Annotated in this window: 23 protein-coding genes; 5 read left to right on the top strand and 18 right to left on the bottom strand. The window is 46.6% G+C overall.

What is annotated here, in order from left to right:
• Positions 1-9: 9 nt before the first annotated feature.
• Positions 10-975, top strand: coding sequence for a glycosyltransferase family 2 protein (locus tag BMY63_RS02715; RefSeq protein WP_091914568.1), 966 nt, complete (start codon positions 10-12; stop codon positions 973-975).
• Here BMY63_RS02715 and BMY63_RS02720 read toward each other — a convergent pair.
• From BMY63_RS02720 to BMY63_RS02735, 4 genes are all read right to left on the bottom strand, one after another.
• Positions 934-2,091 carry a glycosyltransferase gene (locus BMY63_RS02720; RefSeq protein ID WP_091914570.1) on the bottom strand — a complete coding sequence of 386 codons (1,158 nt, stop codon included), beginning with the start codon at positions 2,089-2,091 and terminating at the stop codon, positions 934-936. The two genes, BMY63_RS02715 and BMY63_RS02720, sit on opposite strands and share 42 nt — an antisense overlap.
• 66 nt (positions 2,092-2,157) lie before the next feature.
• Positions 2,158-2,736: a 30S ribosomal protein S16 gene (locus BMY63_RS02725; protein ID WP_091899628.1), complete on the bottom strand. Its 579-nt coding sequence runs from the start codon at positions 2,734-2,736 to the stop codon at positions 2,158-2,160.
• 134 nt (positions 2,737-2,870) lie between these two features.
• Positions 2,871-3,722: a hypothetical protein gene (locus BMY63_RS02730; RefSeq protein WP_143065702.1), complete on the bottom strand. Its 852-nt coding sequence runs from the start codon at positions 3,720-3,722 to the stop codon at positions 2,871-2,873.
• Positions 3,723-3,737: 15 nt separating this feature from the next.
• Positions 3,738-5,159, bottom strand: a complete 1,422-nt coding sequence (locus BMY63_RS02735; RefSeq protein ID WP_091914575.1) for an MBOAT family O-acyltransferase — start codon at positions 5,157-5,159, stop codon at positions 3,738-3,740.
• A gap of 69 nt (positions 5,160-5,228) precedes the next feature.
• On the opposite strand from BMY63_RS02735, the gene BMY63_RS02740 reads away from it, so the two are divergent.
• Positions 5,229-6,119: a glycosyltransferase family 2 protein gene (locus BMY63_RS02740; protein WP_091914577.1), complete on the top strand. Its 891-nt coding sequence runs from the start codon at positions 5,229-5,231 to the stop codon at positions 6,117-6,119.
• Positions 6,120-6,192: 73 nt separating this feature from the next.
• Here BMY63_RS02740 and BMY63_RS02745 read toward each other — a convergent pair whose 3' ends face one another.
• Positions 6,193-6,666 (bottom strand): hypothetical protein, encoded by a 474-nt coding sequence (locus BMY63_RS02745; protein ID WP_091899632.1) that lies wholly within the window; start codon positions 6,664-6,666, stop codon positions 6,193-6,195.
• Between the two features lie 205 nt (positions 6,667-6,871).
• Positions 6,872-9,985 (bottom strand): glycoside hydrolase family 2 TIM barrel-domain containing protein, encoded by a 3,114-nt coding sequence (locus BMY63_RS02750; RefSeq protein WP_091914580.1) that lies wholly within the window; start codon positions 9,983-9,985, stop codon positions 6,872-6,874.
• Between the two features lie 185 nt (positions 9,986-10,170).
• On the opposite strand from BMY63_RS02750, the gene nth reads away from it, so the two are divergent.
• Positions 10,171-10,821, top strand: a complete 651-nt coding sequence (gene nth / locus BMY63_RS02755) for an endonuclease III (RefSeq protein WP_091899634.1) — start codon at positions 10,171-10,173, stop codon at positions 10,819-10,821.
• Positions 10,822-10,824: 3 nt separating this feature from the next.
• Here the strand turns inward: nth and BMY63_RS02760 are convergent, their stop codons facing one another.
• From BMY63_RS02760 to mazG, 8 genes are all read right to left on the bottom strand, one after another.
• The gene (locus BMY63_RS02760) at positions 10,825-11,271 is read right to left on the bottom strand and encodes a hypothetical protein (RefSeq protein ID WP_091899936.1); all 447 of its coding nucleotides are present in this window, start codon (positions 11,269-11,271) and stop codon (positions 10,825-10,827) included.
• 11 nt (positions 11,272-11,282) lie between these two features.
• Positions 11,283-11,630, bottom strand: a complete 348-nt coding sequence (locus BMY63_RS02765; protein ID WP_091914582.1) for a hypothetical protein — start codon at positions 11,628-11,630, stop codon at positions 11,283-11,285.
• A 31-nt stretch (positions 11,631-11,661) separates the two neighbouring features.
• Positions 11,662-12,213 (bottom strand): RNA polymerase sigma factor, encoded by a 552-nt coding sequence (locus tag BMY63_RS02770; RefSeq protein WP_091899937.1) that lies wholly within the window; start codon positions 12,211-12,213, stop codon positions 11,662-11,664.
• Between the two features lie 14 nt (positions 12,214-12,227).
• Positions 12,228-13,718: a L,D-transpeptidase family protein gene (locus BMY63_RS02775; RefSeq protein ID WP_091914584.1), complete on the bottom strand. Its 1,491-nt coding sequence runs from the start codon at positions 13,716-13,718 to the stop codon at positions 12,228-12,230.
• A gap of 29 nt (positions 13,719-13,747) precedes the next feature.
• Positions 13,748-14,017: a T9SS type A sorting domain-containing protein gene (locus BMY63_RS02780; RefSeq protein ID WP_143065703.1), complete on the bottom strand. Its 270-nt coding sequence runs from the start codon at positions 14,015-14,017 to the stop codon at positions 13,748-13,750.
• Between the two features lie 121 nt (positions 14,018-14,138).
• The gene (locus BMY63_RS02785) at positions 14,139-15,053 is read right to left on the bottom strand and encodes a ribonuclease Z (RefSeq protein ID WP_091914586.1); all 915 of its coding nucleotides are present in this window, start codon (positions 15,051-15,053) and stop codon (positions 14,139-14,141) included.
• An 8-nt stretch (positions 15,054-15,061) separates the two neighbouring features.
• On the bottom strand, positions 15,062-15,754 hold the full coding sequence (locus BMY63_RS02790) for a lipocalin family protein (RefSeq protein WP_176771013.1): 693 nt from the start codon (positions 15,752-15,754) through the stop codon (positions 15,062-15,064).
• Positions 15,755-15,773: 19 nt separating this feature from the next.
• Positions 15,774-16,631, bottom strand: a complete 858-nt coding sequence (gene mazG / locus BMY63_RS02795; RefSeq protein ID WP_091914588.1) for a nucleoside triphosphate pyrophosphohydrolase — start codon at positions 16,629-16,631, stop codon at positions 15,774-15,776.
• Between the two features lie 111 nt (positions 16,632-16,742).
• On the opposite strand from mazG, the gene BMY63_RS02800 reads away from it, so the two are divergent.
• Positions 16,743-19,448, top strand: coding sequence for a valine--tRNA ligase (locus tag BMY63_RS02800; RefSeq protein ID WP_091914590.1), 2,706 nt, complete (start codon positions 16,743-16,745; stop codon positions 19,446-19,448).
• A gap of 86 nt (positions 19,449-19,534) precedes the next feature.
• On the opposite strand, the gene BMY63_RS02805 is transcribed toward BMY63_RS02800, so the two are convergent.
• The 4 genes from BMY63_RS02805 to BMY63_RS02820 all read right to left on the bottom strand — a co-directional run bounded on the left by BMY63_RS02805 (position 19,535) and on the right by BMY63_RS02820 (position 23,631).
• Positions 19,535-21,841: a glycoside hydrolase family 3 C-terminal domain-containing protein gene (locus BMY63_RS02805; RefSeq protein WP_256218908.1), complete on the bottom strand. Its 2,307-nt coding sequence runs from the start codon at positions 21,839-21,841 to the stop codon at positions 19,535-19,537.
• A gap of 115 nt (positions 21,842-21,956) precedes the next feature.
• Positions 21,957-22,418, bottom strand: a complete 462-nt coding sequence (locus tag BMY63_RS02810) for a DUF4293 domain-containing protein (protein WP_091914594.1) — start codon at positions 22,416-22,418, stop codon at positions 21,957-21,959.
• A gap of 11 nt (positions 22,419-22,429) precedes the next feature.
• Positions 22,430-22,768: a DNA-directed RNA polymerase subunit omega gene (locus BMY63_RS02815; RefSeq protein ID WP_091914596.1), complete on the bottom strand. Its 339-nt coding sequence runs from the start codon at positions 22,766-22,768 to the stop codon at positions 22,430-22,432.
• A gap of 35 nt (positions 22,769-22,803) precedes the next feature.
• Positions 22,804-23,631, bottom strand: a complete 828-nt coding sequence (locus BMY63_RS02820) for an outer membrane protein assembly factor BamD (protein WP_091914598.1) — start codon at positions 23,629-23,631, stop codon at positions 22,804-22,806.
• 118 nt (positions 23,632-23,749) lie between these two features.
• On the opposite strand from BMY63_RS02820, the gene uvrB reads away from it, so the two are divergent.
• Positions 23,750-25,777, top strand: coding sequence for an excinuclease ABC subunit UvrB (uvrB, locus tag BMY63_RS02825; RefSeq protein WP_091914600.1), 2,028 nt, complete (start codon positions 23,750-23,752; stop codon positions 25,775-25,777).
• The last annotated feature ends 52 nt before the right edge of the window (positions 25,778-25,829 follow it).

The following is a 25,829-nucleotide window of genomic DNA, read 5'->3' on the forward strand; positions in this document are numbered from 1 at the left end:
CGACAGACTATGATATCGGTCATTGTAACGACATATAATCAGGAGAAGACCATTGCCCGCACACTCGACTCCATTCTCAGGCAACGGTGCCATCTGCCCGTAGAGATCATCATCGGCGAGGACTGCTCTACAGACCACACCCGTGAGATCTGTCAGGAATACGCGGCACGTTATCCGCAGATTCGTCTGTTCTGCAACGACCACAACAAAGGGATTGTAGACAACTATTTCGACTGTCTGCTCGCCTGTCAGGGAGATTATATCGCCGACTGTGCCGGAGATGATTTCTGGATAGACGACCAGAAGTTGGAGAAAGCATCACGGCTGATGGAGGCCGACAGCAGCATCACCCTTGTTCACACAGGATGGCATTATTATGACGAGACGACAAAGCAAGAGAGTGCTTCTCCCCCACAGCCCTTCCCTGCCCCTCTGACAGACGGCAAGAAGATGCTCGAGGCTATTCTCACTCAGACGCGTATGCCCGTCATTCATCTTTGTACAGCACTCTACCGTGCCGAGACCATCCGTCGGGAATACGAGAAGAACACGGACTTATTCCGAGAAGGCGCCTGTGAGGATCTGCCGATCACGTTCCATATGGCACTTGCCGGGAACATTGCTTACATACCAGATATCACCCTCTGCTACAGTCAAGGGCCAGAGACCATCTCCGCATCAAAAGACGAGCGGAAGTTGTTCGCGTTCTACAGGAACGTGACCATGCAAAGTTTCTCGTTATCAGGCAAGTACAACATAGAATCTGATATTACAAAGGACTTCTTCCGAAGACGTGTCATCGCACTTTTGATGCATGCTTTCCGGGCATACGCCCCTCAACTCTTTCACGAGGCTGTCGCCTGCCAAAAGCTATGGGCAGTCAAAACCACATACGGCATCAGGATGAGACGTCTTGTGTTGCAATACCCTCCTTTATGGCGTCTGCTGTTGCGCCTCCGCAAATATCTCAGATAGTCTTGCGCCGATTACCTCGGGAGAGGCCGTCCGTCTGACCCATTCCGAGAAGGCCCTGCCATCATAGTCGGTATGCCGGCATACATTCAGCATTTCCGACGCCAAAGCCTTCGCATCATCTACAGGAACCGTGTGACAGCCATCCGTGTCTCTCAGGCTCTTCGGAACAGTGTCCGTTGTTACCACGGGTATGCCCGTGCTCATGGCCTCCAGTACTGCCAACGACTGCACCTCATCCCTACTGGCCAACACCAAGGCATCGCTCTGATATAGCAGTTGTGCCACCTCGTGCTTATCAAGCAGACCGAAGATCTTAACGCCTTCCATATCCAACAAACGCCGACAGGCCTTACTGTCTGTACCATCACCCGCCACATACAGCTCCACCCGACTCTCTCGGGTCTTCACTTCACGGAATGCGGATGCCAGCACATCATACCCTTTCCGGTAATCGTAGTTTGCCAAACAACAGAATACGAACGGTCGGTCATTTAACGGTTTCCTGGACTGATAATGAAAGAGAGCCGTATCTACCACGTTCGACACCGTCTCCCACCGATAGTCATCCCCATAATAGCATGCCGTATCAGTCACCAACTCCTCTGCGACCGGCAGCACCCGACTGGCACGTTGATAAGTCTTGCGCAGCATGGCAACCTGCCATGCATCAGAAGGCGGTTTTCCGAACTCTGTCTCCAGACTCATCCGCGAGAGATGCTCCGTCACGACATAGGGAATATCATACGCCTCACTGATGAGCATAGCCGCATAACCAGCCCACTTAGCGCAATGGGCGTGAATCACGTCGGGCTTGCCATATCTGACAACATAATCACGGAACATCCTTTGTACGGTTCTTACCCACCCATTGACGTTGGGACGTATGACCAGGGGAATACCACGCTGGAAATGCCGGACGACCAGAATATCGTCCATCATCTCTTCTTTCGTGGTATAAGGAAGAGACAAGAAGGATCTGGCACCTTTCTTCACCGACAACTGTATGTTGCTCAGGATACGCACCTGATGCCCCTGTCCCTTCAAAGCCTTGGCCTGATCGAGACAGAAGCCCCCACCATAGGGGATAAAGAACGAGGGTATCTCCAGTATATGCATGTTCTTTTAGTAAAAAAGCCGGATATCAGTAGATACCCGGCTTCAATAGTCTTTTTCCTTGAAGCTTTATGCCTCTGCAGGAGCCTCAGCAGCAGGAGCAGCCTCTTCAGCAGGAGCCTCAGTTGCCTCAGCAGCAGCGGCCTCAGCAGCCTTTGCAGCCTCTTCCTCTGCCTTAGCAGCAGCCTCGGCGGCCTTCTTGTCGGCTACCTTCTTGGCAATAGCCTCGTTGACGGCCTTCTCTGCCTTCAGTGCATTAGCAGCAGCCTCTTTCTTTGCCTTTGCGTCAGCCTCAGCGATCTTGTTCAAGCCATTCTGCTTGTCAGCCTTCCAGGCATCGAACTTCTTCTGAGCTGCAGCCTCGTCGAAAGCGCCCTTCTTCACGCCACCACGAAGGTGCTTCATCAGGTATACGCCCTCACGGCTAAGAATGTTACGTACAGTGTCTGTTGGCTGAGCACCAGTCTCAACCCAATAGAGTGCACGATCGAAATTCAAGTCTACTGTGGCAGGATTGGTATTAGGGTTGTAAGTACCAATCTTCTCAGTAAATCTACCATCTCGTGGTGCACGAGCGTCAGCGATCACGATGCTATAGAAAGCATAACCTTTACGACCACCACGCTGCAATCTGATTTTTGTTGCCATTTTTTAAATGATAATTTGTTGTTATTAATTGAATTTCATGCTATTATCTCGTAATAGCGGCTGCAAAGGTACTACTTTTCCGCGGATTCTCCAAATATATTTTTCGTTATCTTTTCTTTTTTCACGATTTTTTTCTAATTCCGGTCTTGCGCCGAACGACCTAAATCAGACAGAACCCCTTTAAAATAATGAGAGAACACCTGTTGTCCCTCATAGTCAAGATGTTCACCGTCGGTCGTTACATAACGGGTTGTATCGAAAGGCAGATAGGTGTATCTGTCGGCAGGGAAAGTCTTCTGCATGAGCTCTCTCGTCTGATCATACCTTTTCAAATGCGTCAGTCGTTCGTTGACGGGCATCTCAAAGAATAGCACCCGCGTACCTTTAGCCTCAAACATCTCAACCAGTCGTTTCATGTCACCCATTCGGGTCTCTGCCTGCGGCTCCGGCATCTGCCAGTCATACTTGATATGATGCTCAATACTCTCATTCAACAGGTCCATATCAACCGTCGATGTGCCAGCCTGTGGGTTGATGTCTGCCGCGCTCGCCATCATGGAAGCAAGCATACAGATGGGCTGATACTGTTCACGCAAAGACGGTATCCACCGCCTTAACATCGGCATAACGCCCTCGGTCATCTTGGAGACCAGCTCCGGGTTACCGTCAAGAAAGAACAGGTTGGTCTCTGCCAGAATAAACCGAGGAAGATCACCCTTCGAAAGAATAATCCTCAGACCGTCCTCAACGGCACAGCCACCAAACGAGACCGACTTGACGGTGGGAATACTGTCGCGGATAATCCTCGCAGATAGGGAGGTGCCGACCATCACCGTATCTGACTTTTCTGCATATATGAACTGCTGAGCCTTGATGACATTGTCCTGCCACTGATGAGTGGCCATCCCCACCATAGGGTTCAGCAACACGATGACAAGGTGTATGCCAAACAAGACCGCAAAGCAAAGAATACTTCTCTTTATCATATCATCAGCAGCGTCTTAGAATTGAAAATATACAAAAGAACTGGCACTACCGCTATTGGTCAGTATCAGGAACAGCATGATGCCATAAAGAATATAGTCAAAGCGCAAGATATATCTCTGCACCCACGCCCTCTCTCTCAGACAGTATATGGCATGATACATGACTACCGGTATCGCATAGATAGCTATCGGTATGAGTTTCAAATCAATGAAAGCGCCAGAATCGTAATTACTAAAGATACATCTGACATATAATACTGCCTCGCTGAAATTGGGCAGCATGAACAATAGCCAGCCAAATGATACCATGACGAATACAAACGTCACCGACAGTCCATGTGAGACTTTCTGCCAACGCATGACAGATATGCAGTTCTCTCTCCTACCGCATATGGCCCTTTCTACGACCAGACAAAGACCATGATAGGTTCCCCACACCAGATAACTCCATGCCGCACCATGCCACAAGCCGCCAAGCATCATCGTAAGCAAGAGATTGAGATAGGTTCTCACCTTTCCTTTCCGGTTTCCGCCCAAAGAAATATACAGATACTCCATCAGGAACTGAGACAGGGTAATATGCCACCGTTTCCAGAACTCACGGAAGGACGAAGCGATATACGGGAAATTGAAATTCGTAGGCAGTCGATAGCCGAAGATAGCCGCCACGCCAATAGCTATCAGGGAATAGCCGGCAAAGTCGGCAAACATCTGAATGGAATAGCCAAACACCATCAGCAACAGACTCCCCGTACCACGATGCACAAAATACGGATACGTCATCCAAAAGGTAAAGTCCTTCAGGTTATCGGCGATGACCATCTTCAGGAAATAGCCCACGACAAGTGACTTAAAGACAAACGTCCAATCAATCAGAGAGAACTGTTTAGGAGCTATCTCACCGAAGAACTCCTTAGACTTAGCGATAGGACCAGCTAAAAGCTTGGGGAAGAAACATATATAAAGAAGCGTCTTCCTGACATGTTGCAGAAAAGAAGGAGGCGAGGACACCTGCTCTCCATCATAACGCCCTCTGTATGCATCGACAATCAGACTAATACCACTAAAGGTATAGAACGATATACCCAACGGCAGGGGCAGTCGACAAAGAAACTGTCCGACACCTGCACTAACGTCGAGGAAAGAAGTAGAAATCAGGCCACCGTACTTGAATAGCGCTAACAGACACAGGTTCATAACGACACCCACCGTCGCATAGGTACGGGAGTGCCTACGAAACATGGCACCGTAACTGGCGATAGCATTGACCATTCCCGACGCGATCAGCAACAGTAAGAGACCTATACTATCATAGGCATAGAACAAGGCACTTGATACCAACAGAACATATACCTGCCAACGTCTTATGAACGGCAGATAGTATACCAGTGTCGTAGCGATGACCAGACCGACAAATATCCAAGAATTAAAAAGCATGCTGCAAAGTTACTGTTTTTTCTTCCAAATACTATAGATAGTTCCCTTTTTTTTCGTAATTTTGCCATCATGGAACAAGTTAAGACGGAACTATCAATCCTCATCCCTACCTATAACACCATCTGTGTGGACTTGGTACGGACGCTTTATGAGCAGGCCGTGAAGCTGTCTCTGACCTATGAGATCATCGTGGCAGACGACGGTTCTACCGACACTCAGGCTATCGGCACCAACCAATCCATTGCAGAAATCCCCAATTGTCAGTATCTTGTCAGACAGGAGAATGTGGGGCGAGCAGCCATCCGCAATATCCTCGCCAAGACGGCAAGATACGATTATCTATTGTTTATCGACAGCGATATGAGAATCGGAGATCCGCTGTTCCTGAGCAACTATCTGCAAAACCCTTGTGATACCGTCATTGACGGCGGAGTGGACATCTGTGGAGACGACAAGTTGCTAAAAGGAAATCTTCGCTATCTATATGAGAAATCCGAAGAGGCACGACACACTGCGGAACAACGATGCCAGACACCGTATCAGCATCTGCACACTGCCAACCTACTCATCCGTCGTGATATCATGCTCCAGTATCCTTTCGACGAGCGCTTCCGCCATTATGGCTATGAAGATGTGTTATTAGGAAAGACACTGCGACAGCATCGTATCGCCATCTCACACATTGACAATCCTGTTCTGTTCTGCGATTTTGAATCCAATCCCGAGTATGTCGCCAAGACCGAGGAAGGATTGCGCACGCTCCACCAGTTCCGTGAGGATCTACGTGGTTACTCCAGACTACTCACTTTTGTCGGGAACATACATATTCCTGTCATTCTGTCAACGATTCGTCTGTGGCACCATCTATTGGGTCATCTGGAACGCAAGAACCTCTGCGGCACACGTCCTTGTCTTTTAGTCTTCAAGTTATATCGTCTCGGCTATTTCCTTTCTTTATAATACAAAAAAATAACGAGAGACTCATTTCTGAGGATCTCCCGTTATCCATACCAAAAAACCCTTATTCTGTCATTTACTCAGGAATCACTGAGAAAGTCAGTTTCTCATATCCCTCAAAATCATCAAACTGCACCTGGAAGCTAGCATACTGATAGTAGTTACCACCAGTGTTATGAGTATCCTTGATAGAATTACTCTTAGCCAGAGCATTCAGGATCTTGTTATAGATGACCTTATCATTTTTCTCGTCAGCAATCTGAATGGCCATAGAGGTTACCATGCCATTCTCTACCTTATAAGTATAGTCGCCTGCGCCATACAACTGGAACGACTCCGTTTCAAGAATCGTCTCAAGTTCGCCGACAGCCTCCTGAAGGTCCTCAAATGTCGAATTGACAAAGTTGACAGGCTCCAGGTTCTCATCGAGCTTGATATAAGTAGTATCAATCTCATTAGTAATCTGTGTTTCTTCAGCATAAGACATACCACCCATAAGAATCATCATTCCTACGAGTACCATTTTCTTCATCTCATACATCTTCTTCATCCCTTTCAATCTTCTTAAAAAACTGTTATTACATTTTCCGATTTTTATTCAAATCATTTCTTTTTCGGGTGCAAAGTTAGCAATTTATAAGTACCCCACCAACACTTTTTGGCAAAAAATTCATAAAATATCCGCTTACGGCCTTCTTTTTGATTAAAGTCAAGCCGTAAGCGGTATCATTTTGTTCAATAAGAGGCTAAATAACCTACTTTTCTGATTTATAGGGGTTTATAACGAAGGTAAAATCGTAGTTCTGATATGGCAGAAGATACTCCCGTCGTGGCCATGCCCCCCATGAGTTCACACAACCAAGTCCCATCTGTCGCTGTTGGATATGTACCTGTGTGACCGGGCGCTCCACGAGGTCGCCAGAGTGATGTCCCCAGACCTTATCTTTGACCGGTCCGTCATCCAGGTCTGCTGTCAGATAATTCAAGGCACTAACCTCCATCGCCGCATTGCTATAGAACTCCAGTCCTTTACCTTTTGCATTATATACACGGAACCAGCGGACATCAGTATGATTGCCTGACTCCTGCGGGCGGATATACGGGAAATACTCGTCGGTTACCAGGTTCTCATAGACGCCCAAGAACTCAGACGAGTTGCGGTCGATATAGTTTTCCACAGGTCCACGTCCATAATAGCAAATCCGGTCAAACGCCTTCGGCATCTGCAGTTGCATGCCATAACGGAAAAGTGGGCTCACTTGTGATTCTTTATCAGCGGTAAGCTGCTGTCTTACGATGACACGTCCTTCGGCCGTCAGCGTATAGGTCATTGTAAGCACTGCCTTCACGTCGGGGAGATCAAAAGAAGCTGTCGTCTGATTATCTTTAACGTCAATCGTCTTGAGCCTCATCTGCGGATTCCGCCATACAGAAAGACGGTTCTGCAACTGTGCGCCATAGTCATTATCCGTTGGTGCGCGCCAGAACTCAGGGGTAACAGACTGACGGTCAATCAGCATCGGTTCACCATCAACATCAAGATAGTCGATCCATCCACTCCACTTACCGATTGTCAGTGAGGTGCCGGCAGCCTCGTACTTCACATAGCTTTCCGTTTCCTCCTTATGGATTCCGGTTTCCCTTGACACACTATTCTTATCCGATATCTCAGGGAATTGGTATGGATTCAGCACGAACTGTTGGCGAGCCAACACCTGTCCTTTCTCTATCAGAGGCTGAGCCTCGCGAGATTTAAATTGGAAGATGACGAAGATCTCCTGATCGCCATGATGTCCCAACACACGGGCGATGGTATTCTTCAGTGTCTCGTCCGTTATCGTTTTCCGCTGCTGCGGTCCAATCCCACTGATATTGATGACACCACCATGCCCAAAGGTCATACCAGTCGGACGGTCACCGCCATGATGATGCATACCAGAGGCACCGCCCACAAACCAAGCCAGTTCCAAGTCATCGAGCGACTTGAAGAAATTCTCGTTGTAGATCTCCAGGCGACCATCTTTCAGACCACAGTCTGTTACCCAGACGTTCTGATAATAATAGCCCACCTCGTAAGCATGCGGATTCAACCGACGGTCGGGCGCGATAATACCATTGCAATTAAAGTTATAGTCACTGGCCGGATAGCGCCCATAGTCACCACCATACGTAAAGATCTCCTTACCTGTGACAGGGCTCTTGTCACGGAGTCCTTGATCAACGAAATCCCAGATGTAACCTCCTTGATACTTCGGATACTTTCTGATGATATCCCAGTACTCTTTGAAGCCACCCATAGAGTTGCCCATGGCATGAGCATACTCACACTGGATCAAGGGACGTGGGTTATCACCCTGCGCATATTTCTCACAACCCTCATAACCATAATACATCGGACAGAAGATATCCGTCTTACCGTTCTGACCAGCCTGTTCAAACTGCACAGGACGTGTTTTATCGTATGCCTTCACCCAATCATATGCCTTCTCAAAGTTTGGTCCGTAACCAGCCTCATTTCCCAACGACCAAACGATAATGCTCGGATGGTTCTTGAACGAGATAACATTTCCCTCCTGACGCTCGATATGCATCTTTTCGAATGCAGCATTCTTAGCCAACGTCTTCTCATGATAGCCCATCCCATGACTTTCCAGATTCGACTCGGCCGTCAAATAAATACCATATTCATCACAAAGGTCATACCAACGGGGATCATCAGGATAATGACAGGTACGGACAGCGTTGATATTCAACTGCTTCATAATCCGGATGTCCTGTATCATCCGTTCTACGCTGACGATATAGCCGCCATCCGGATCAAGCTCATGACGGTCGACGCCCTTGATCAAGATAGGCTGACCGTTTACCAGCAACTGACCGTTCTTAATCTCAATGCGACGGAAGCCCACTTTCTTACGGATAGCCTCGACAACCTTGTTGTCTTTCTTTAATAATATATATAATGTATAAAGATGGGGAGTCTCGGCAGTCCATGGCTTCACATTCTCTACTGTGGTCTTCAGACCTTCAGCCACCATTTTTCCGTCGGCATCGAACAGTTGTGCCTCCACGGATGCTCCCTTACCGCTGACTATTTCAACATTCACATCGAGCAAGCCTTTTCCATCCAGATAGTCTTGACCGACTGTAATATCCTTGATATGACATTTCGGCGTGGCATAAAGATACACCTCGCGGGCAATACCAGTGAAACGCCAGAAGTCCTGATCCTCCAGATAGCTTCCATCACACCAGCGCATCACCTGCATGGCAATCAGGTTCTTGCCAGGTTTAAGATACCTGGTGATGTTAAACTCGGCAGCCACTTTCGAGTCCTCCGAGTAGCCTACATACTTACCATTCACCCAAAGCATGAGATTACTCGTTGCAGAACCGACATGGAAAAAGACCTCCTGTCCTTTCCAACCGGTAGGCAGGTCGAAGACCCGACGATACGAACCGGTATAATTATTCGTCTCACCAATATAAGGAGGGTCATTCTTAAAGGTTGTATTCCACGCATACCCCGCATTCACATAAGTCTTGTCGCCATAGCCATTCAGTTCAAAGAGACCTGGCACGGGAAAATCAGTCCATGATGAGTCATCGTACTTCAAGGTATAAAAGTCCTTTGGAGCCTCTTGGTGGTTTCTGACAAAGTTGAACTTCCACATTCCCTCCATTGAGAGATACCGGTCCGAAGCACTTTTCTCTCCTTTCGCCTTCTCAACACTCTCAAAGGCAAAGAAGTCGGCACGACGTGCCTCACGGTTCTGTTGGTTCACACTGGGATTCTTCCATACAGGTGAGTTGTCTGCGTATGTCATCGCAGACATAACACAAAAAGCAGATAGTAGTAGTTTTTTCATATTTTGTATAATAAAAATGACATTGATGGCACAAAGATACGAAGAATTCGTGAGAAAAAAGAAAGAAAATATAAGTTTCTATCTTGAAAGACTTGTCCTATAATAGGACCTTTTCAAAAAAGAAACCATTTCCTACATTTTAGTCTTAGGTTTTTCGTACCTTTGCATCTAGATACACATCAGCCATGAGAAAAGAAGAAAGATATAAAAGGGTATTAGATCATTTCCGTGAGCAAATGCCCCATGTCACTACCGAGCTGGAATTCGGCAGTGTGTTTCAACTGCTTGTAGCTGTCATCCTCAGTGCACAATGCACGGACAAACGCATCAATCAAGTGACACCAGCGTTGTTCCGTCGATATCCTGATGCGAGAACGATGGCCGAGGCAGAAGAGGAAGAGGTGTTAGAATACATACGTAGCGTATCGTATCCGAATGCCAAAGCGGCCCATCTTGTTAAGATGGCGCGCGCACTCATGGAAAAACATAACGGTGAAGTGCCTTCCGACATGAATGCACTTCTCGATCTGCCAGGTGTTGGACGGAAGACCGCCAACGTGATCAGGAGCGTCGCATTCGGGAAGTCGGCACTGGCAGTAGACACTCATGTCTACCGTGTAGCCCATCGGTTGGGACTTGTCTCAAAACAAGAGAACACACCATATAAGGTGGAGCAAGCACTCATCAGGCACATCCCTGAAGAGGATGTGCCTGACGCGCACCATTGGCTTTTACTGCATGGCAGATATGTCTGCACATCACGCAAGCCAAACTGTGAGAAATGTGAACTGGAAAAACTCTGCCCCAAACTGATCGAGGGCTCAAAACTTGAATAACGGTCACCTTCCCTGTGGTCTCATCCAACCGCCATGTCCCCAATTCCTAAAAGCATGGCGATGGAACCTGTCTTCAGCCCTAATAACATCATAGACCTTCGAGGGAGGAATCACACTGAAAAACTTATTATGATAGGTTTGCTGGATACTTTTCAATTCCAGTTCATACATATCACGTTTCTGCACCATCTTCTTACATTCCGCAGCATCAACAGGTTTCACACTACATTCTTTCTTAATGCGAGCGAAGACGCTACGCTGCTTATTCTGCATCTCACGGAAAAGAGGGAAAAAATTTGCGGACTCCTCAGGTGTCAGACAAGCTTCATGGGCAATAAACTGCTCCATGGCCGTCTGAAACTTCTCTGGGGAGAACCTCTGTGGTTCTTCTGCATGAACGTTAAGCATACACATGCATACGAACACCATTGTAACAAAAAACTTCTTCATCACTTCCTTCATTAAAAACCTGCCAAACAGGCATAGATGTCCTGATTATCAAGCATCATATAATCGGCTGCCTCGTCAAAGGACACATCACTAGACTCCTGCATAGCTGGGACCTGCGCCTGCAGGGAATCCTGCTGTCCAACGCCCGACAGGAACAAGTAGGCAGCGCCACAGATAAGCAACGCACATACAGAGGCTGCGACATAGAATACAGGACGCATCCATACGGACTTCGCCCGTTGTCTGCGTTCTGGTAGTGACCGCATCACCTGTTCGGTAAGGCCGTCAAAATACCCTTCGGGAACCCGGAACGGATTCTGGTTCCCGACCATGTCTGTTATGTACTTTTCTTCTTTCATCGTATATATGACGTATTGATATTCAAAAGGTTTAATCGTGCTCTTTAAAAAATTGCGTAATTTTCCCCACAGCAATATGATAGGAGGCCTTCAGCGCACCTTCCGAGGTATCCAACAGCTGACTTATCTCACTATATTTCATATTGTCGTAATAACGAAGACAGAACACCGTGCGCTGTACATCCGGAAGACTGGCTACAGCTTCCTGCAGCAATGCGACCGTTCTGTCGCCATCGAAATACTCATCGGCCATCAGCATACTGGCAATACTCTGTCCTCCATCATCAGCACTCATGGCATTCATCGTTTTCTGACGACGTACGAAGTCCAGGCTCTCATTAATAGCGATGCGCGACAGCCATGTGAACAATCTGGAATCGCCATGGAATGTGTCGAGGCCATTCCACGCCTTGATATAGACATTCTGTAGCACATCGTTGGCATCATCGTGGGTGAGTACGATACGTCTTACCTGCCAATACAGTTTCTCACTATATTGCCGTACCAACAACTCAAACCCCTTACGCTGAGTCCGAGTGTCAGAGAGTAGCTTTTTGATATGCTTATCATCGAATTTATCCATATCCATCGTACAACCTAAAGCAAAAAAGACTTAATCTCACGACTAATTACCTTATCGTAGCCATAGAGGTCAGGCCATGTCTCCACCATTCCTGTCTTTGGATTAGGATAAGCTGTATAATATACAATATATAATGGTACGCGAGGCGACACGTCCAGATATGTCAGCAGACGAAATGGCTGCGAGACGCCATTATGTTCCTGCAGAAAACTCTGTCCACGATCTGTCTCAGGCCGCATACCCATAGATATCCGCAAACAATCCCTTTTCCAGTCATCGGCATCAGGCAAAAGGAAGCAAGCCAACTCAAAAGGCTTCTGCACTCGAATACATCCATGCGAAAGTGTACGTCGGTCGCTATTAAATGCCCCTCTGTTGTTCGTGTCGTGTAGATAGACTGAGAAGTTATTCGGAAAGCGGAAGACTATACGTCCAAGGGAATTGCCCGCTCCGCCTTTTTGTCCGACACGCAGATTACCTGTTCTCATCTGCGATGCCCCCACATCTATCGGGTTAAGTGTGTCGCCCGTGCTTTTATCTATAATATAATAACGGTGACGCGCGAAATAGGCAGAATCGCCGCCATGTTGCGCCACTTCTGTATTAATGATATTCTGAGGAATAATCCATTCCGGATTGACCTGCATATAACTGATTGCGCTATGCAGCAGAGGTGTTTTTGTGGCAGTCGCGCCACAACAGATCCGCATAGACAGGACAGAATCACCGCCTACAGCCCACAACTGCAAAGCCGGGATATTCACCAAGACCATTCTTTCATTCTCACCCGGATGCTTCATCCGCCAGCGGCACCGTTCCATGTTAACTGCCAATCGATGACGTTCTCCTTTATCAGCAGTCCTTTTCATCTGTTCCTGAAGTGCTCTGTACACATGACCAGTTGGCTGTGACTGTTCCAAGAAAGACATCCGTTCAGATGATTCCAATCTACGAATAGAACTCCCATAGTCTGGAGCCTCCACCTCATAATCAAAGAGACGAGCGTAATCACCCGTTGGCTTATAATCCATTCGGTTCAGGAAACGCTGCGGTTGCATGAACCCGTAACGAAGTCCAACGGTATAACGTAGATAAGCCTTCGACAGATAATAATCCAGATGAGGTAACACTTCATTGATGCTCCTACCCACAGAATCAAAAGCGAGACGATGAACGATATCCAGATCTTCCGCAATCTGTGGAAGATAGAATGCTGTACTATCGAGACCATTATATGGCAGTTCACGACGCATAAGCGCCAGTAGGGAATCAGCCTGTGATGACACACCCATTCGCGAAAACCATAAGGGAGTATCCTCGACATGAGCCACATCAGCATATCGCCGCCGGATTGCCGCATCCCCTTCCCATACCGACGAGTCTGCTTTGAGGATCCTTGCATAATTCTGTGCTAATTGAGGTGTATCCAATGCAAGAACATATTCGCCAAAGGCAGAAAGATCAGTCTCAGACGGATTGTGGCTTCCCTCCGTACAGGAAGCCAAAAACGCACAGGCACTCGCAAGCAGCAATGCTAACGTATAGACACCTTGCGCACAAGCTTGCCTACCTTGAGGACATAACACCCTTTTGACAGATTAAGTTCTACACGCTGTGCCGGACTATCAATACGGAACTGGGCGACCTGCCGACCTGTCAAGGAGATAACCTCTAAAACTTTTCCTTGAGCGCCACAAACCATGACAGCACCACCTTCGACTGTGACGGTCACCCTGTCGTCTACCTGCTCTGAAGCAGTCCGTTCCAAAAGAAACGGCTCTGCCATGCTAGGAATTGCCAGCATAGTCATCACAACGAATATAGTCAGATTTCTCCGCATGATCCACATCAATAGATGCTGCAAAGATAAGTCTTTCCGTTGAAACTACAAAATATTTTGCACAAAAAAGCTGTTCTTTCTATCATCAGGCATCAAACACAGCCATCTCTGAGGTTAGAAAAGTATTGTCAAATACCTCCTTTGCTTCTTTCAACAAGACTTCCTCATCCTCATATCGCGAACTGTAATGTCCCAGTAGAAGTTTTCCAACCCCTGCATCACGTGCAACAGTGCCCGCCTGTCGAGCTGTCGAATGGTAATACTTCTCAGCCTGTAGAAGGTTATCCATTCCATAAGTGCTTTCATGATAAAGTGTGGTAACCCCTTTCAACTGCTCATGCAGATTTGGCATATATCGAGTATCCGTCATATATGCATAGCTACGAGGAGGATCTGCAGGTCGCACCAAACGGGCGTTCGGAATAATCTCTCCATCATCTGTCACCCAATCAGCGCCATTCTTGATATTCCCGACCTGGCTCATGGGTATCCCATAACAATCCATCATATCCCTACGGATATGAGGGAGAGACGGCTTTTCTGTGATTAGATACCCACAACACGGCACCCGATGTTCCAAGGGAATACTCTCCACCATCATACTCCTATCCTCATAGACGACCTGGCGTTCGGTTGTGTCGACAGGATAAAAAACAATCTCATAGCCTAGATCGTGGGTAAAGAACTTTATCTGTCGATCCAGTTCCGGTCCGAGTGCTTTCGGTGCATGAATATGAAGAGGGGCTGTGCGCCCCAAAAGACCGAAAGTAGAAATCATACCAAGAAGTCCGAAACAATGATCGCCATGCAAATGGGTAATAAAGACATGACTTAGTTTCGTAAAACGCACACGACATTTACGGAGTTGCATCTGTGCCCCTTCTGCACAGTCGAGCATAAGGACCTTCTCACGAATTTCAACAACCTGTGAGGATGCGTAATGACGAAGGGTGGGAAGCGCACTTCCACACCCTAGTATATGAATCTTAAACGGTTCCACAAAAAATATCAGATCTTATTAAACTCATCGCTAGTCTCCTCGAGCTGCAAACCATGGAGGTCGGCTTTCGGTTTCTCCTTCCATCTACTATATTCGAATGTCTCCGTTTCGTCGCGCGGCTTATCAATGGTTCTGAAAGCCAACGAGTCGGCACCGAGCGTCAAGATCTCATAGCGGTTGGTCTCCTGCTCATCGCCGCCACCTTCACGAACCAGTTCGAGAATCAGATCGCCATTAAAAATCTTCCACGTTCTGTAGATAATCACGCTCTGTTCAATGCTCTCTGCGACACCACCTTCCTTAATACGGATTCCGACCTCGTCACTCCCATCGATAGGGTTCGGCATCACCCAGTCGCCCATCAGCGTATTCAGATTGATGACGACCTGAGCCTCTTTCCTCGCTTTGTCAGCCACGACAGCCATACGGTCTGCAACCGCCATGCCACCAAACACCTTTCCATTCTCTTGGGCTTTTGTCAGACTTAACGTCAATGTGTCTCCGCTATCAGTGATCAGCTCCAGCGTGTTCATAGCGGTACCATTTCCGCAAAGTCCATATATGGTCTGATCACGAGGTACGAGATCCATCGTAGAAGTAGAATCATCGTCTGCAGAGACATATTGTTGCCTGTTTCCGCCACAACTGCCGAAGGTCACCACACCGGCAAAAAACATTCCGATCCAAGTAATCTTTTTCATATCAATCTGTGTTTTGTTATTATCCCAGTTTTTCCTTTGCTTCATTCCAAAGTTGATCCATCTCACCTAAACTCATCTCCGTCAAAGGCTTACCCTTCTTAATGCTATGTGCCTCGATATAATTGAAGCGATCAATGAATTTACGATTCGTTTTCTCTAATGCATTATCAGGATTCAATTTATAAAGCCTTGCAGCATTAATCACACTGAAAAGGAAATCACCAAGTTCTTCCGTGGAACGTTCCTTGTCTTCTTTGTTCAACTCTGTTTCCAACTCATCCAGTTCTTCACGGACTTTCGTCCAAACATCCTGTTTCTTTTCCCAATCAAATCCCACATGACGTGCTTTATCCTGAATACGATAAGCTTTTATGAGGGAAGGTAGTGCATCTGGGACTCCAGAAAGAACACTTTTATTACCATCTTTCTCCTTCAATTTGATCTGTTCCCAATTATCCAAGACCTGAGAAACAGTGGTCACTTTATCAGAATGGGAGACGTCTCCAACATCTTCCGGCACATATGGCAACGGCTTAGGCTCCACCGCATCAATCTGCGACGGGTGATATACATGAGGATGACGAACAATCATCTTACGAGTTAACGCATCACAGACATCAGCAATATCGAAATCGCCTTTTTCCTGAGCAATCCTAGCATAAAAACAAATATGCAACAAGACATCGCCCAGTTCCTTGCAGATTTCGTGCGTATCGCTTTTCATCAAAGCGTCGCAAAGCTCATATGTTTCCTCTATGGTATTGGGACGCAAGCTTTCATTCGTCTGCTTCTTATCCCACGGACAGTTAGTCCTCAGAGCATCAAGCACGTCAAGAAAACGACCGAAAGCCTGCATTTTTTCCTCTTTTGTGTGCATAATCGTCAAATTAATGGGACAAAGATACAAAATAATTCATAATTCATAATTCATAATTCACAATTATTTTATAATTTTGCACCGAATTTTAGAGAATAACATCAAATAGACATGGAACTTGCAAGTAAATACGACCCCAAAGAGGTCGAAGCGAAATGGTATCAGTACTGGCTTGACAACAAGCTTTTTTCCAGCAAACCCGACGGACGTGAACCCTATACGATCGTCATTCCACCGCCCAATGTGACAGGTGTGCTTCATATGGGACATATGCTGAACAATACGATTCAGGATATTCTTGTGCGTCGAGCACGGATGGAAGGCAAGAATGCCTGCTGGGTGCCTGGTACCGACCATGCCTCAATAGCCACCGAAGCTAAGGTGGTAAAGAAACTCGCCAGCGAAGGTATTAAAAAGCATGATCTTACCCGTGAGCAATTTTTGGAGCATGCCTGGGACTGGACTCACGAGCATGGTGGCATTATCCTGAAGCAGTTGCGCCGTCTGGGTGCCAGTTGTGATTGGGATCGCACAGCATTCACCATGGATGAAAAGCGTTCGGAAAGCGTTATCAAGGTATTTGTTGACCTCTATAACAAAGGACTTATCTACCGTGGCCTGCGCATGGTAAACTGGGATCCGAAGGCACTCACAGCCCTCTCTACAGAAGAGGTTATCTACAAAGAAGAGCAAAGCCATTTGTTCCATCTGAAATATTATGTTGATGGATTAGCAGCCATCGACAACGAAGAGACTCTGAAAGCCGAAGGTAACATCATCCACAAGGATGAAAAAGGCTATTATGCCGTTGTTGCCACCACACGTCCTGAGACTATCATGGGAGATACCGCTATGTGTATCAACCCGAAAGATCCAAAGAACCAGTGGTTGAAAGGCCGCAAGGTGATCGTTCCACTCGTAAACCGTGTCATCCCTGTTATTGAAGACCGATATGTTGACATCGAGTTTGGTACAGGTTGTCTGAAGGTAACACCTGCCCACGACACCAACGACTATATGTTGGGTAAAACCCACAATCTCGAGACTATCGATATCTTCAACCCTGATGGCTCCATCTCAGATCAGTCACCTATCTACGTGGGGATGGACCGTATGGACTGCCGCAAGCAGATAGCCAAAGATCTGCAGGAGGCTGGTTTAATGGAAAAGATAGAAGATTATACAAATAAAGTCGGATACTCCGAGCGTAATCCTGATACGGCGATTGAACCACGTCTCTCACTGCAATGGTTTCTTAAAATGCAGCATTTTGCCGACATAGCTCTGCCACCAGTGCTCAATGGTGAGATGAAGTTCTATCCCCAGAAGTACGTGAACACTTACAAGAACTGGTTGGAAAACATCCAAGACTGGTGTATTTCGCGTCAGTTATGGTGGGGACATCGTATTCCCGCCTACTATTACAATAATAACGACGATTACGTTGTGGCCGAGACACGTGATGAGGCCCTGAAACTGGCTCAGCAGAAGGATCCGAAGGTGACGGATGCTGATCTGCGTCAGGATGAGGATGCCCTCGACACTTGGTTCTCTTCATGGCTGTGGCCAATCTCGCTCTTCGACGGCATCAACAATCCCGGCAACGAGGAAATTAAATACTACTACCCCACCTCTGACCTTGTAACAGCTCCCGATATCATTTTCTTCTGGGTAGCTCGTATGATTATGGCTGGTGAGGAGTATATGGGCACCTTCCCATTCAAGAACGTCTATTTCACTGGTATCGTTCGCGACAAGTTGGGTCGTAAGATGTCTAAGTCATTAGGAAACTCACCCGATCCTATCGAGCTCATCGAGAAATTCGGTGCCGACGGTGTTCGCATGGGTATGATGCTCTCTGCGCCTGCAGGTAACGATATTCTCTTTGACGAATCTCTCTGTGAACAGGGCCGTAACTTCAATAATAAAATTTGGAATGCCTTCCGTCTGGTGAAGGGTTGGAAGGTCGCAGATATCAAACAGTCGGAAGCTGGCAAGATTGCCACCTCATGGTTCGAAGCAAAGCTCCGCCAAACCAATGCTGAGGTCGACGATCTCTTTAAAAAATATCGTATCTCTGAGGCATTGATGGCTGTTTACAAACTTTTCTGGGACGAATTCTCATCATGGTATCTTGAGATGGTGAAACCTGCCTATGTCAATGGTGAGGCACAGCCTATTGACAAGCAGACCTATGATAAAACCCTCGAATTCTTCGAAATACTATTGAAGATGCTTCATCCATTTATGCCGTTCATTACTGAAGAGCTCTGGCAGCATCTCTACGATCGCAAGGAGGGAGAAAGTATCATGCGAGACAAACTTGAGATTTCTGCTCCTACAGCTGCTGACAACACGCTTTCTGCTCAGATTGAGAGTGTTAAGCAGATTGTATCAGGTGTTCGTATGGTTCGTAGTTCTAAGAATATCGCACCCAAGGAACAACTCGAGCTTCAAGTAGTTGGCAAAAATGCCTATGCGGCATTTGATGCTGTTGTCATCAAAATGGCTAATTTGAAAGTCATCAATGTCGTTGCAGAGAAAGATGCGACTGCTTCTGCCTTCATGGTTGGCACCGACGAATTTGCAGTGCCTGTCGGTGACATGATCGATGTGGAGGCAGAGATTGCAAAGATGGAAGCCCAGTTACAACACCTTGAAGGTTTCCTCGCTGGTGTTAAGAAGAAGCTTAGCAACGAGCGTTTCGTTGCCAATGCACCAGAGGCGGTTGTTGCCCTTGAGCGCAAAAAACAGAGCGATTCAGAAGAAAAGATTGCAGCTCTGAAAGAGTCTATTGCCGCCCTTCGTGGGAAATAACAACGACATATCTGACACTATTTATAAAATCATAAGGGGCGAACCAAATGGTTCGCCCCTTATGATTGATATCACTTATCCTGACTTTACTCGACTTCTGAGAAATAGTATGTACGCAACGGTTTACGTAACGATTCCCCCTTTAAAACAATCTCCTGCTGCAAGCGGATATCTGTGGATGAAGATCCAACCTTTACGACATACTTACCAGGACGCACATTCCACTGACGCTGTTGTTTAGTATTACCTTGAGAGGCATCCGAGTCAGAGTGACTATAGAAGCCCAACTGCTCTGTATAGAGTTTCATCTTTACAGTCTTCGTCTCACCGGGTTGCAGTGATATGCGAGCAAAACCCTGCAACTGTATCGGTCGGATTGGCAAATCGTCATCTCCGGGAGAGATATAAACTTGCGCAATCTCGTCAGCAGCCATCTTTCCTGTATTTCTCACTTCGAATGCCAGGCTTATACCTTCATCAGTTGTTGAAACCTCCTGAGGCAATCGCAAGCTTTGATAATCAAACGTGGTATAACTCAAACCGTAACCAAAGGGCCACTGCACACGTGCATCCATCTCCGCAGAATAGTTATAACATAGCGGTTCGTACACCTCTGTCTTCGGATAGCTGACAGAAAGTTTTGCTGACGGCGCTACGTTTCCATATAGGATATCAGCCACGGCATTTCCACCTTCCTCACCTGGGTACCAAGCCTGAATAACGGCTGCACAGCGCTCAGCAATACCAGAGATAACCTGAGCCCGTCCTCCAAATACAACCAAGACGACAGGTTTTCCCGTTTTCAAAAGTTCCTCTACATACTGTTCCTGTTTACCGGGCAGACGAAGCCCCTGACGGTCACGGTTCTCTCCACAAAGCATGACGTTTTCACCTACGGCAGCAATGATAACATCGCTTTTCCGAGCCATCTCAAGAGCCTCTTTCCTATCAACTTTCTCACCGGAATCAACCTTACGATGCAGGAGAGCATACTCCCAGGCACGTTCATCTCCTCCCTTAGTATACTTAGTCTCGATGTCCTCAGTCCAGTCACAGCCACGAGAATACATGATGTTGAAATTACCAGAGTTGTGCGCCTTCATACCCTCCAGCAATCCTATCACATGCGGATGATCCAAATCTTTCTCTATCTTTTTCCAGAAATAAGTCATGGAGGGGAAAGAATAGTCACCACACATCGCCCACATAGAATTAGCGTTTGGACCAGTGACAAAGATATTCGGGGAAGAAGCATTCAAGGGCAGAACACCATTATTCTCCAAGAGTACCACCGACTGCGTAGCAATCTGATACGCTGTCTGACGCTCATCTGGTGTATCGAGCACGATGTCTTGGCGACTATACAGATAAGCATCTTTATCGAACAGACCTGCACGAAACTTATATCGCAACACATTCTTCACAGCACGTTCAAGCGCCTCAGACTTCACGAGTCCTTGTTCGACAGCCTCCTGCAGGTACTTATAATTTGCGCCAGTAGGGAAATCAACATCGTTGCCTGCGTTGATGGCAGCTGCAGCCTTACGCACAGGATCATCAATACCGGGCAACTGATCAATCGCAGTATAATCGCTGACGATCATACCGTCAAAACCAATATAATCCCGCAGGATATCTTTCAGGATCCTACCATTAGCAACACAGTTGGTAGACTCTCCGTTTTCATCCAACATCGCATGATAACCAGGCATAACAACCTTACTTCCTGCTAGTCGGATCATCGTCTCATGAGGCAGTAGAATCTCTTCCATCAATTCTTTCTCATCAGCGTTGCCTCCACCACCATAACCAAGGTAATGTTTTGAACAGGCTCCTGTACCCTTCTTCAGATCTCCCTGCTGTAATCCTTTAACGAAAGCCACTCCCATCACCGCCGACAGATAAGCATCTTCACCATACGATTCCTCCAAACGGTTAAAACTTGGTGTACGACAAACGTCTACCATCGGTGAGAGTGAAAGAACACCCCCCATCTTACGCATCACGATGCCCGTCTGACGGGTCTTCAGTTCTGCCAATTCCGGATTGAACGAGCAGGCTTGTCCTATCTGCTGGGGATAAATCGTAGCTCCACTTGTATTAACTCCTGACAGGACCTCCTCATGAAAAAGCGCAGGAATGCCATGAGGTGTATGATGCATTAGCCAGTCTTGCACAGCAGCGACGCGATCACGCAGTTCATTAGGATCACGGGGTTTCTGACTGGCATACTGCGAAAAGTGCCCAATACCATTGGGAATCAATTCATGGCATTTCACCGTATCTAACCGTCCCTGCTCATCGAAGAGCATATCCATGTACATACTTCTCAACTGAGCAATGCGTTCTTCCTGCGACAGTTTCTCATAGAACTCGTCTACCTGTCGATCCACACTAATAGCAGATGTGCATCCAGCAAAAAAAACTGCCATGCACATCAATGAGTATACTTTCATTCGTTTTTATTTATTGGCTATGTTAAACATCTGCAGACGCGAGAGCAGAATCTTACCGGATTCTGTCCATAGAACGAACTAACTTCTCATCTGCCTTAATAGCCCGACGGGCCATTAAATAAAAGATCAGTGCTATTGCCGGAAAGACGGCAGGCCACAAAGGACGGAAATTCACTGTTCCCCACGATTTGTCACCGACCATCTGAGAAACGACAAAGAAGCACACATACCACCCAACAATCAGTAACGCATTCAGCGCACAGAAAAGCGCTTGAACCTTCCGATTGTGATAAATGAATATGGTATAGGTCGCGAGGGCTGCCGTTGGGAGCAGAACCGCCATCAGAGGCCACGTATCAAAATGATGTTTTCCAAGAGGATCAGTAAACCATAGATTGTATACTCGAGCCACTTCAATGCCTGCCACTCGGAATGAACCTATCTGCATACAAAGACAAATGACGGTCATCACAATGGCCGCCATAAGATAAAGTGTTTGCTTACGTTGTATCATCACTTCTGGAATTAGCTCTCTGCAACAACATTGTCACGAGACGGATCACGCCAGTAGACCTTATCCTCAACAAACTCCTGTGTAGCCAGAAGTGTTGCCTTGGGTAACTTCTCGTAATAACGAGAGATCTCTATCTGCTCACGGTTCTCGAACACCTCCTCCAGAGAGTCGTTATATGAGGCGAACTCTGCCAACTTCTTGCTCAGGTCTTCCTTGATCTGAACACTAATCTGGTTAGCCCTCTTAGAAATAATAGCTACACTCTCATAGATATTATTTGTATCACGGCAGAGGTCCATAATGTTACGGGTCACGGTATTCACCGGTGCTTTTGATTTCTTGTAATCCATTGCGTATTTACTATTTACAATTACTGTTCTCTATATTAGTCCTTAATAACTTTCTTACATTTTGCAATAAACTTCTCTGCTATAGCAGCATTCTTGGATTCTGGGAATTCGTTAAGGAAGCCATAGCACTCATCCTCCGCCTCACGATAGCGATCCAGTCGCTTTTCCTCAGAACTATTCTCCGCAAGTTCAAACTTACTCTTCATGATCAGCAACATGAAATCCTCACGCAAACTACAATAAGGATAATTCTTCAACGCATTTTGCGCAGTAATAATGCACGACGTATAGTTGCTCTCCTCGTTGGAATTGATATTACCAAAATAACCACCCAGATTGTAATAAAGCTCTGCAGACAGATACTCTTTCTGAATGAGTTTATCATATAGTTCATAGAGACGTTCCTGAGCCTGAGGACGAAGCTTTGAATCTGGGTATTGATCCATGAACTGCTGATACGCTGTAATAGCGCCATTGGTCGGTGACTGATCCAAACGCGGTTCCGGCGCACTCTGATAGAGTGACTGTCCGACATAAAAGGCAGCCGATTCTGCATAAGTGCCCCGAGGATAACTTGAACCATACTTCTTAAAAGTCTCAGATGCAGCCTCGAAATCAGAATTGCAGTATTGTGCCATCGCTAGCATGTACAGGCACTCCTGCGCTTCATCGGAACCTTTTTTGATAGTAACCAATTCTTCCAGTAGCGTGATGGCCTGCTGGAACTTATTACGAGCAAAGCACTCTTTAGCATACTCGTACTTGTAGTCCATATCAGCAGACTTATAAACGCTGTTGAATTCCGAGGCACAGCCGCACATCAGCATGGCTGCACATGACAGTATAACGACACATCTCTTCATACGGGGTGCAAAATTAATAAAAAAAATCCACTCAGGATACGAAAGATACAAAAAATTATTGATTTTTCGTGTTCTTTGCGTCCTTTATGAGCAAAATTAACTATCTTTGCACTTTATTATGGGAAAATTCATATTAGAATCCAGTTACCAACCAACGGGCGACCAGCCCGAAGCCATTCGTCAACTAACGGAAGGCCTTGAGCGTGGTGACCGTTCACAAGTATTGCTGGGTGTAACCGGATCAGGCAAGACCTTTACAATGGCCAATGTGATTGCCAATCGCAACCGTCCTACTCTGATCCTCAGTCACAACAAGACATTAGCACACCAGCTGTATGAGGAAATGAAAGGCTTTTTCCCACAAAATGCAGTCGAGTATTATGTCAGCTATTATGACTATTATCAACCTGAGGCATATCTGCCGACCACAGACACCTATATTGAGAAAGATCTTGCTATCAACGACGAAATAGATCGTCTCAGATTATCAGCCGTATCAAACTTACTTTCAGGAAGAAACGACGTTATTGTTGTATCGTCTGTTTCGTGTATATATGGTATGGGTAGCCCTGTTGCTTTGCAAGAGAATGTGATTGAGCTACATGTCGGACAGAAGATAGATCGCAACGCTTTGTTAAGAAAACTAGTACAGTCTCTCTATGTTCGAAACGATCTTGATCTGCAACGTGGCCATTTTCGGGTGAAGGGAGATACCGTAGATATTTTCATGGCCTACAGCGAAGTCGTATTACGAATCACATTCTGGGATGACGAAATAGATGCCATCGAAGAAGTGGATGCCGTCAGCTACGATCATCTTGCCCGTTTCGAAGAATATAAGCTTTATCCAGCTAATCTATTCATGACATCCCAAGAACAGACGAATATCGCTATACATGATATTCAAGATGACCTCACGAAACAAGTGGAATTCTTTGAGAGCATCGGTGACCCGATTAAGGCTCAGCGCATCAAGGAACGTGTCGAATACGACATGGAAATGATTAAAGAGTTGGGGCATTGTTCAGGTATAGAGAACTACAGTCGTTATTTTGATGGTCGAAAAGCTGGAGAACGCCCCTACTGCTTGCTTGATTTCTTCCCCAAAGACTATCTTTTGTTCATCGACGAGAGTCATGTCAGTGTACCACAACTAAGTGCTATGTACGGCGGTGACCGCAGCAGAAAGAGCAATCTAGTTGAATACGGTTTCAGACTACCTGCCGCTTTTGATAATCGTCCACTCCGTTTCGAAGAGTTCCAACAGGAAATCAACCAAGTGATTTACGTCAGTGCCACCCCCGCCGACTTTGAGTTAGCCGAGGCAGAGGGTATCGTTGTTGAGCAAGTGATTCGTCCCACCGGCCTACTTGACCCAGAGATAGAAGTACGCCCCAGCGAAAATCAGATTGACGATCTGATGGACGAGATACTGACGCGTACTCATCGGAATGAGCGTGTTTTGGTGACAACACTCACCAAGCGCATGGCAGAAGAACTGAGCGAGTATTTGTTGAACCATGGTGTAAAGACAGCATATATACATAGCGACGTTGCAACGCTCGACCGAGTTAGGATTCTTGCAAGTTTACGAAAAGGCGAATATGACGTTCTTGTTGGTGTCAATCTTCTCCGAGAAGGTCTTGATCTCCCAGAAGTATCCCTCGTTGCAATTCTCGACGCTGACAAGGAAGGGTTCCTGCGCAGTCACCGCAGTCTTACACAGACAGCGGGACGAGCTGCTCGTAATGTAAATGGTAAGGTCATCATGTATGCTGACACCATCACGGCATCCATGCATCAGACTATTGACGAGACCCTTCGTCGCCGAGAGAAGCAGATCCATTATAACGAGACACACGGCATCACCCCGAAACAGATTGTAAAGAATACCAGTGAAATGTCTTTGACACAGGAGAATCGACCGGATGTCAGGGAATTACGACGAGCCCTGTTAGTTTCTGGTACTGACATGGACATCGCTGCAGATCCTATTATTGAACGGATGACCAGGCCTCAACTGGAAAAGAGCATTGCGGAGGTCACGCGCCTCATGAAGGAGGCTGCCAAGAACCTCGATTTCCTCCAGGCCGCACAATACCGTGATGAGGTTATTCGCCTACAGAAAGAACTGGAGATGAAGTAGGGAAGAAATGAAGTAAAAAAGTGAAAAAATCAAAAGAATAAGTATTAGGTAC

It is taken from the genome of Prevotella aff. ruminicola Tc2-24, from assembly GCF_900110895.1.
Classification (GTDB): Bacteria; Bacteroidota; Bacteroidia; order Bacteroidales; family Bacteroidaceae; genus Prevotella.

Excerpts from the sequence above, each read along its gene's own strand:
- BMY63_RS02715 (WP_091914568.1), top strand. The coding sequence starts at position 10 with ATGATATCGGTCATTGTAACGACATATAATCAGGAGAAGACCATTGCC.
- BMY63_RS02720 (WP_091914570.1), bottom strand. The coding sequence starts at position 2,091 with ATGCATATACTGGAGATACCCTCGTTCTTTATCCCCTATGGTGGGGGC.
- BMY63_RS02725 (WP_091899628.1), bottom strand. The coding sequence starts at position 2,736 with ATGGCAACAAAAATCAGATTGCAGCGTGGTGGTCGTAAAGGTTATGCT.
- BMY63_RS02730 (WP_143065702.1), bottom strand. The coding sequence starts at position 3,722 with ATGATAAAGAGAAGTATTCTTTGCTTTGCGGTCTTGTTTGGCATACAC.
- BMY63_RS02735 (WP_091914575.1), bottom strand. The coding sequence starts at position 5,159 with ATGCTTTTTAATTCTTGGATATTTGTCGGTCTGGTCATCGCTACGACA.
- BMY63_RS02740 (WP_091914577.1), top strand. The coding sequence starts at position 5,229 with ATGGAACAAGTTAAGACGGAACTATCAATCCTCATCCCTACCTATAAC.
- BMY63_RS02745 (WP_091899632.1), bottom strand. The coding sequence starts at position 6,666 with ATGAAGAAGATGTATGAGATGAAGAAAATGGTACTCGTAGGAATGATG.
- BMY63_RS02750 (WP_091914580.1), bottom strand. The coding sequence starts at position 9,985 with ATGAAAAAACTACTACTATCTGCTTTTTGTGTTATGTCTGCGATGACA.
- nth (WP_091899634.1), top strand. The coding sequence starts at position 10,171 with ATGAGAAAAGAAGAAAGATATAAAAGGGTATTAGATCATTTCCGTGAG.
- BMY63_RS02760 (WP_091899936.1), bottom strand. The coding sequence starts at position 11,271 with ATGAAGAAGTTTTTTGTTACAATGGTGTTCGTATGCATGTGTATGCTT.
- BMY63_RS02765 (WP_091914582.1), bottom strand. The coding sequence starts at position 11,630 with ATGAAAGAAGAAAAGTACATAACAGACATGGTCGGGAACCAGAATCCG.
- BMY63_RS02770 (WP_091899937.1), bottom strand. The coding sequence starts at position 12,213 with ATGGATAAATTCGATGATAAGCATATCAAAAAGCTACTCTCTGACACT.
- BMY63_RS02780 (WP_143065703.1), bottom strand. The coding sequence starts at position 14,017 with ATGCTGGCAATTCCTAGCATGGCAGAGCCGTTTCTTTTGGAACGGACT.
- BMY63_RS02790 (WP_176771013.1), bottom strand. The coding sequence starts at position 15,754 with ATGAAAAAGATTACTTGGATCGGAATGTTTTTTGCCGGTGTGGTGACC.
- mazG (WP_091914588.1), bottom strand. The coding sequence starts at position 16,631 with ATGCACACAAAAGAGGAAAAAATGCAGGCTTTCGGTCGTTTTCTTGAC.
- BMY63_RS02800 (WP_091914590.1), top strand. The coding sequence starts at position 16,743 with ATGGAACTTGCAAGTAAATACGACCCCAAAGAGGTCGAAGCGAAATGG.
- BMY63_RS02810 (WP_091914594.1), bottom strand. The coding sequence starts at position 22,418 with ATGATACAACGTAAGCAAACACTTTATCTTATGGCGGCCATTGTGATG.
- BMY63_RS02815 (WP_091914596.1), bottom strand. The coding sequence starts at position 22,768 with ATGGATTACAAGAAATCAAAAGCACCGGTGAATACCGTGACCCGTAAC.
- BMY63_RS02820 (WP_091914598.1), bottom strand. The coding sequence starts at position 23,631 with ATGAAGAGATGTGTCGTTATACTGTCATGTGCAGCCATGCTGATGTGC.
- uvrB (WP_091914600.1), top strand. The coding sequence starts at position 23,750 with ATGGGAAAATTCATATTAGAATCCAGTTACCAACCAACGGGCGACCAG.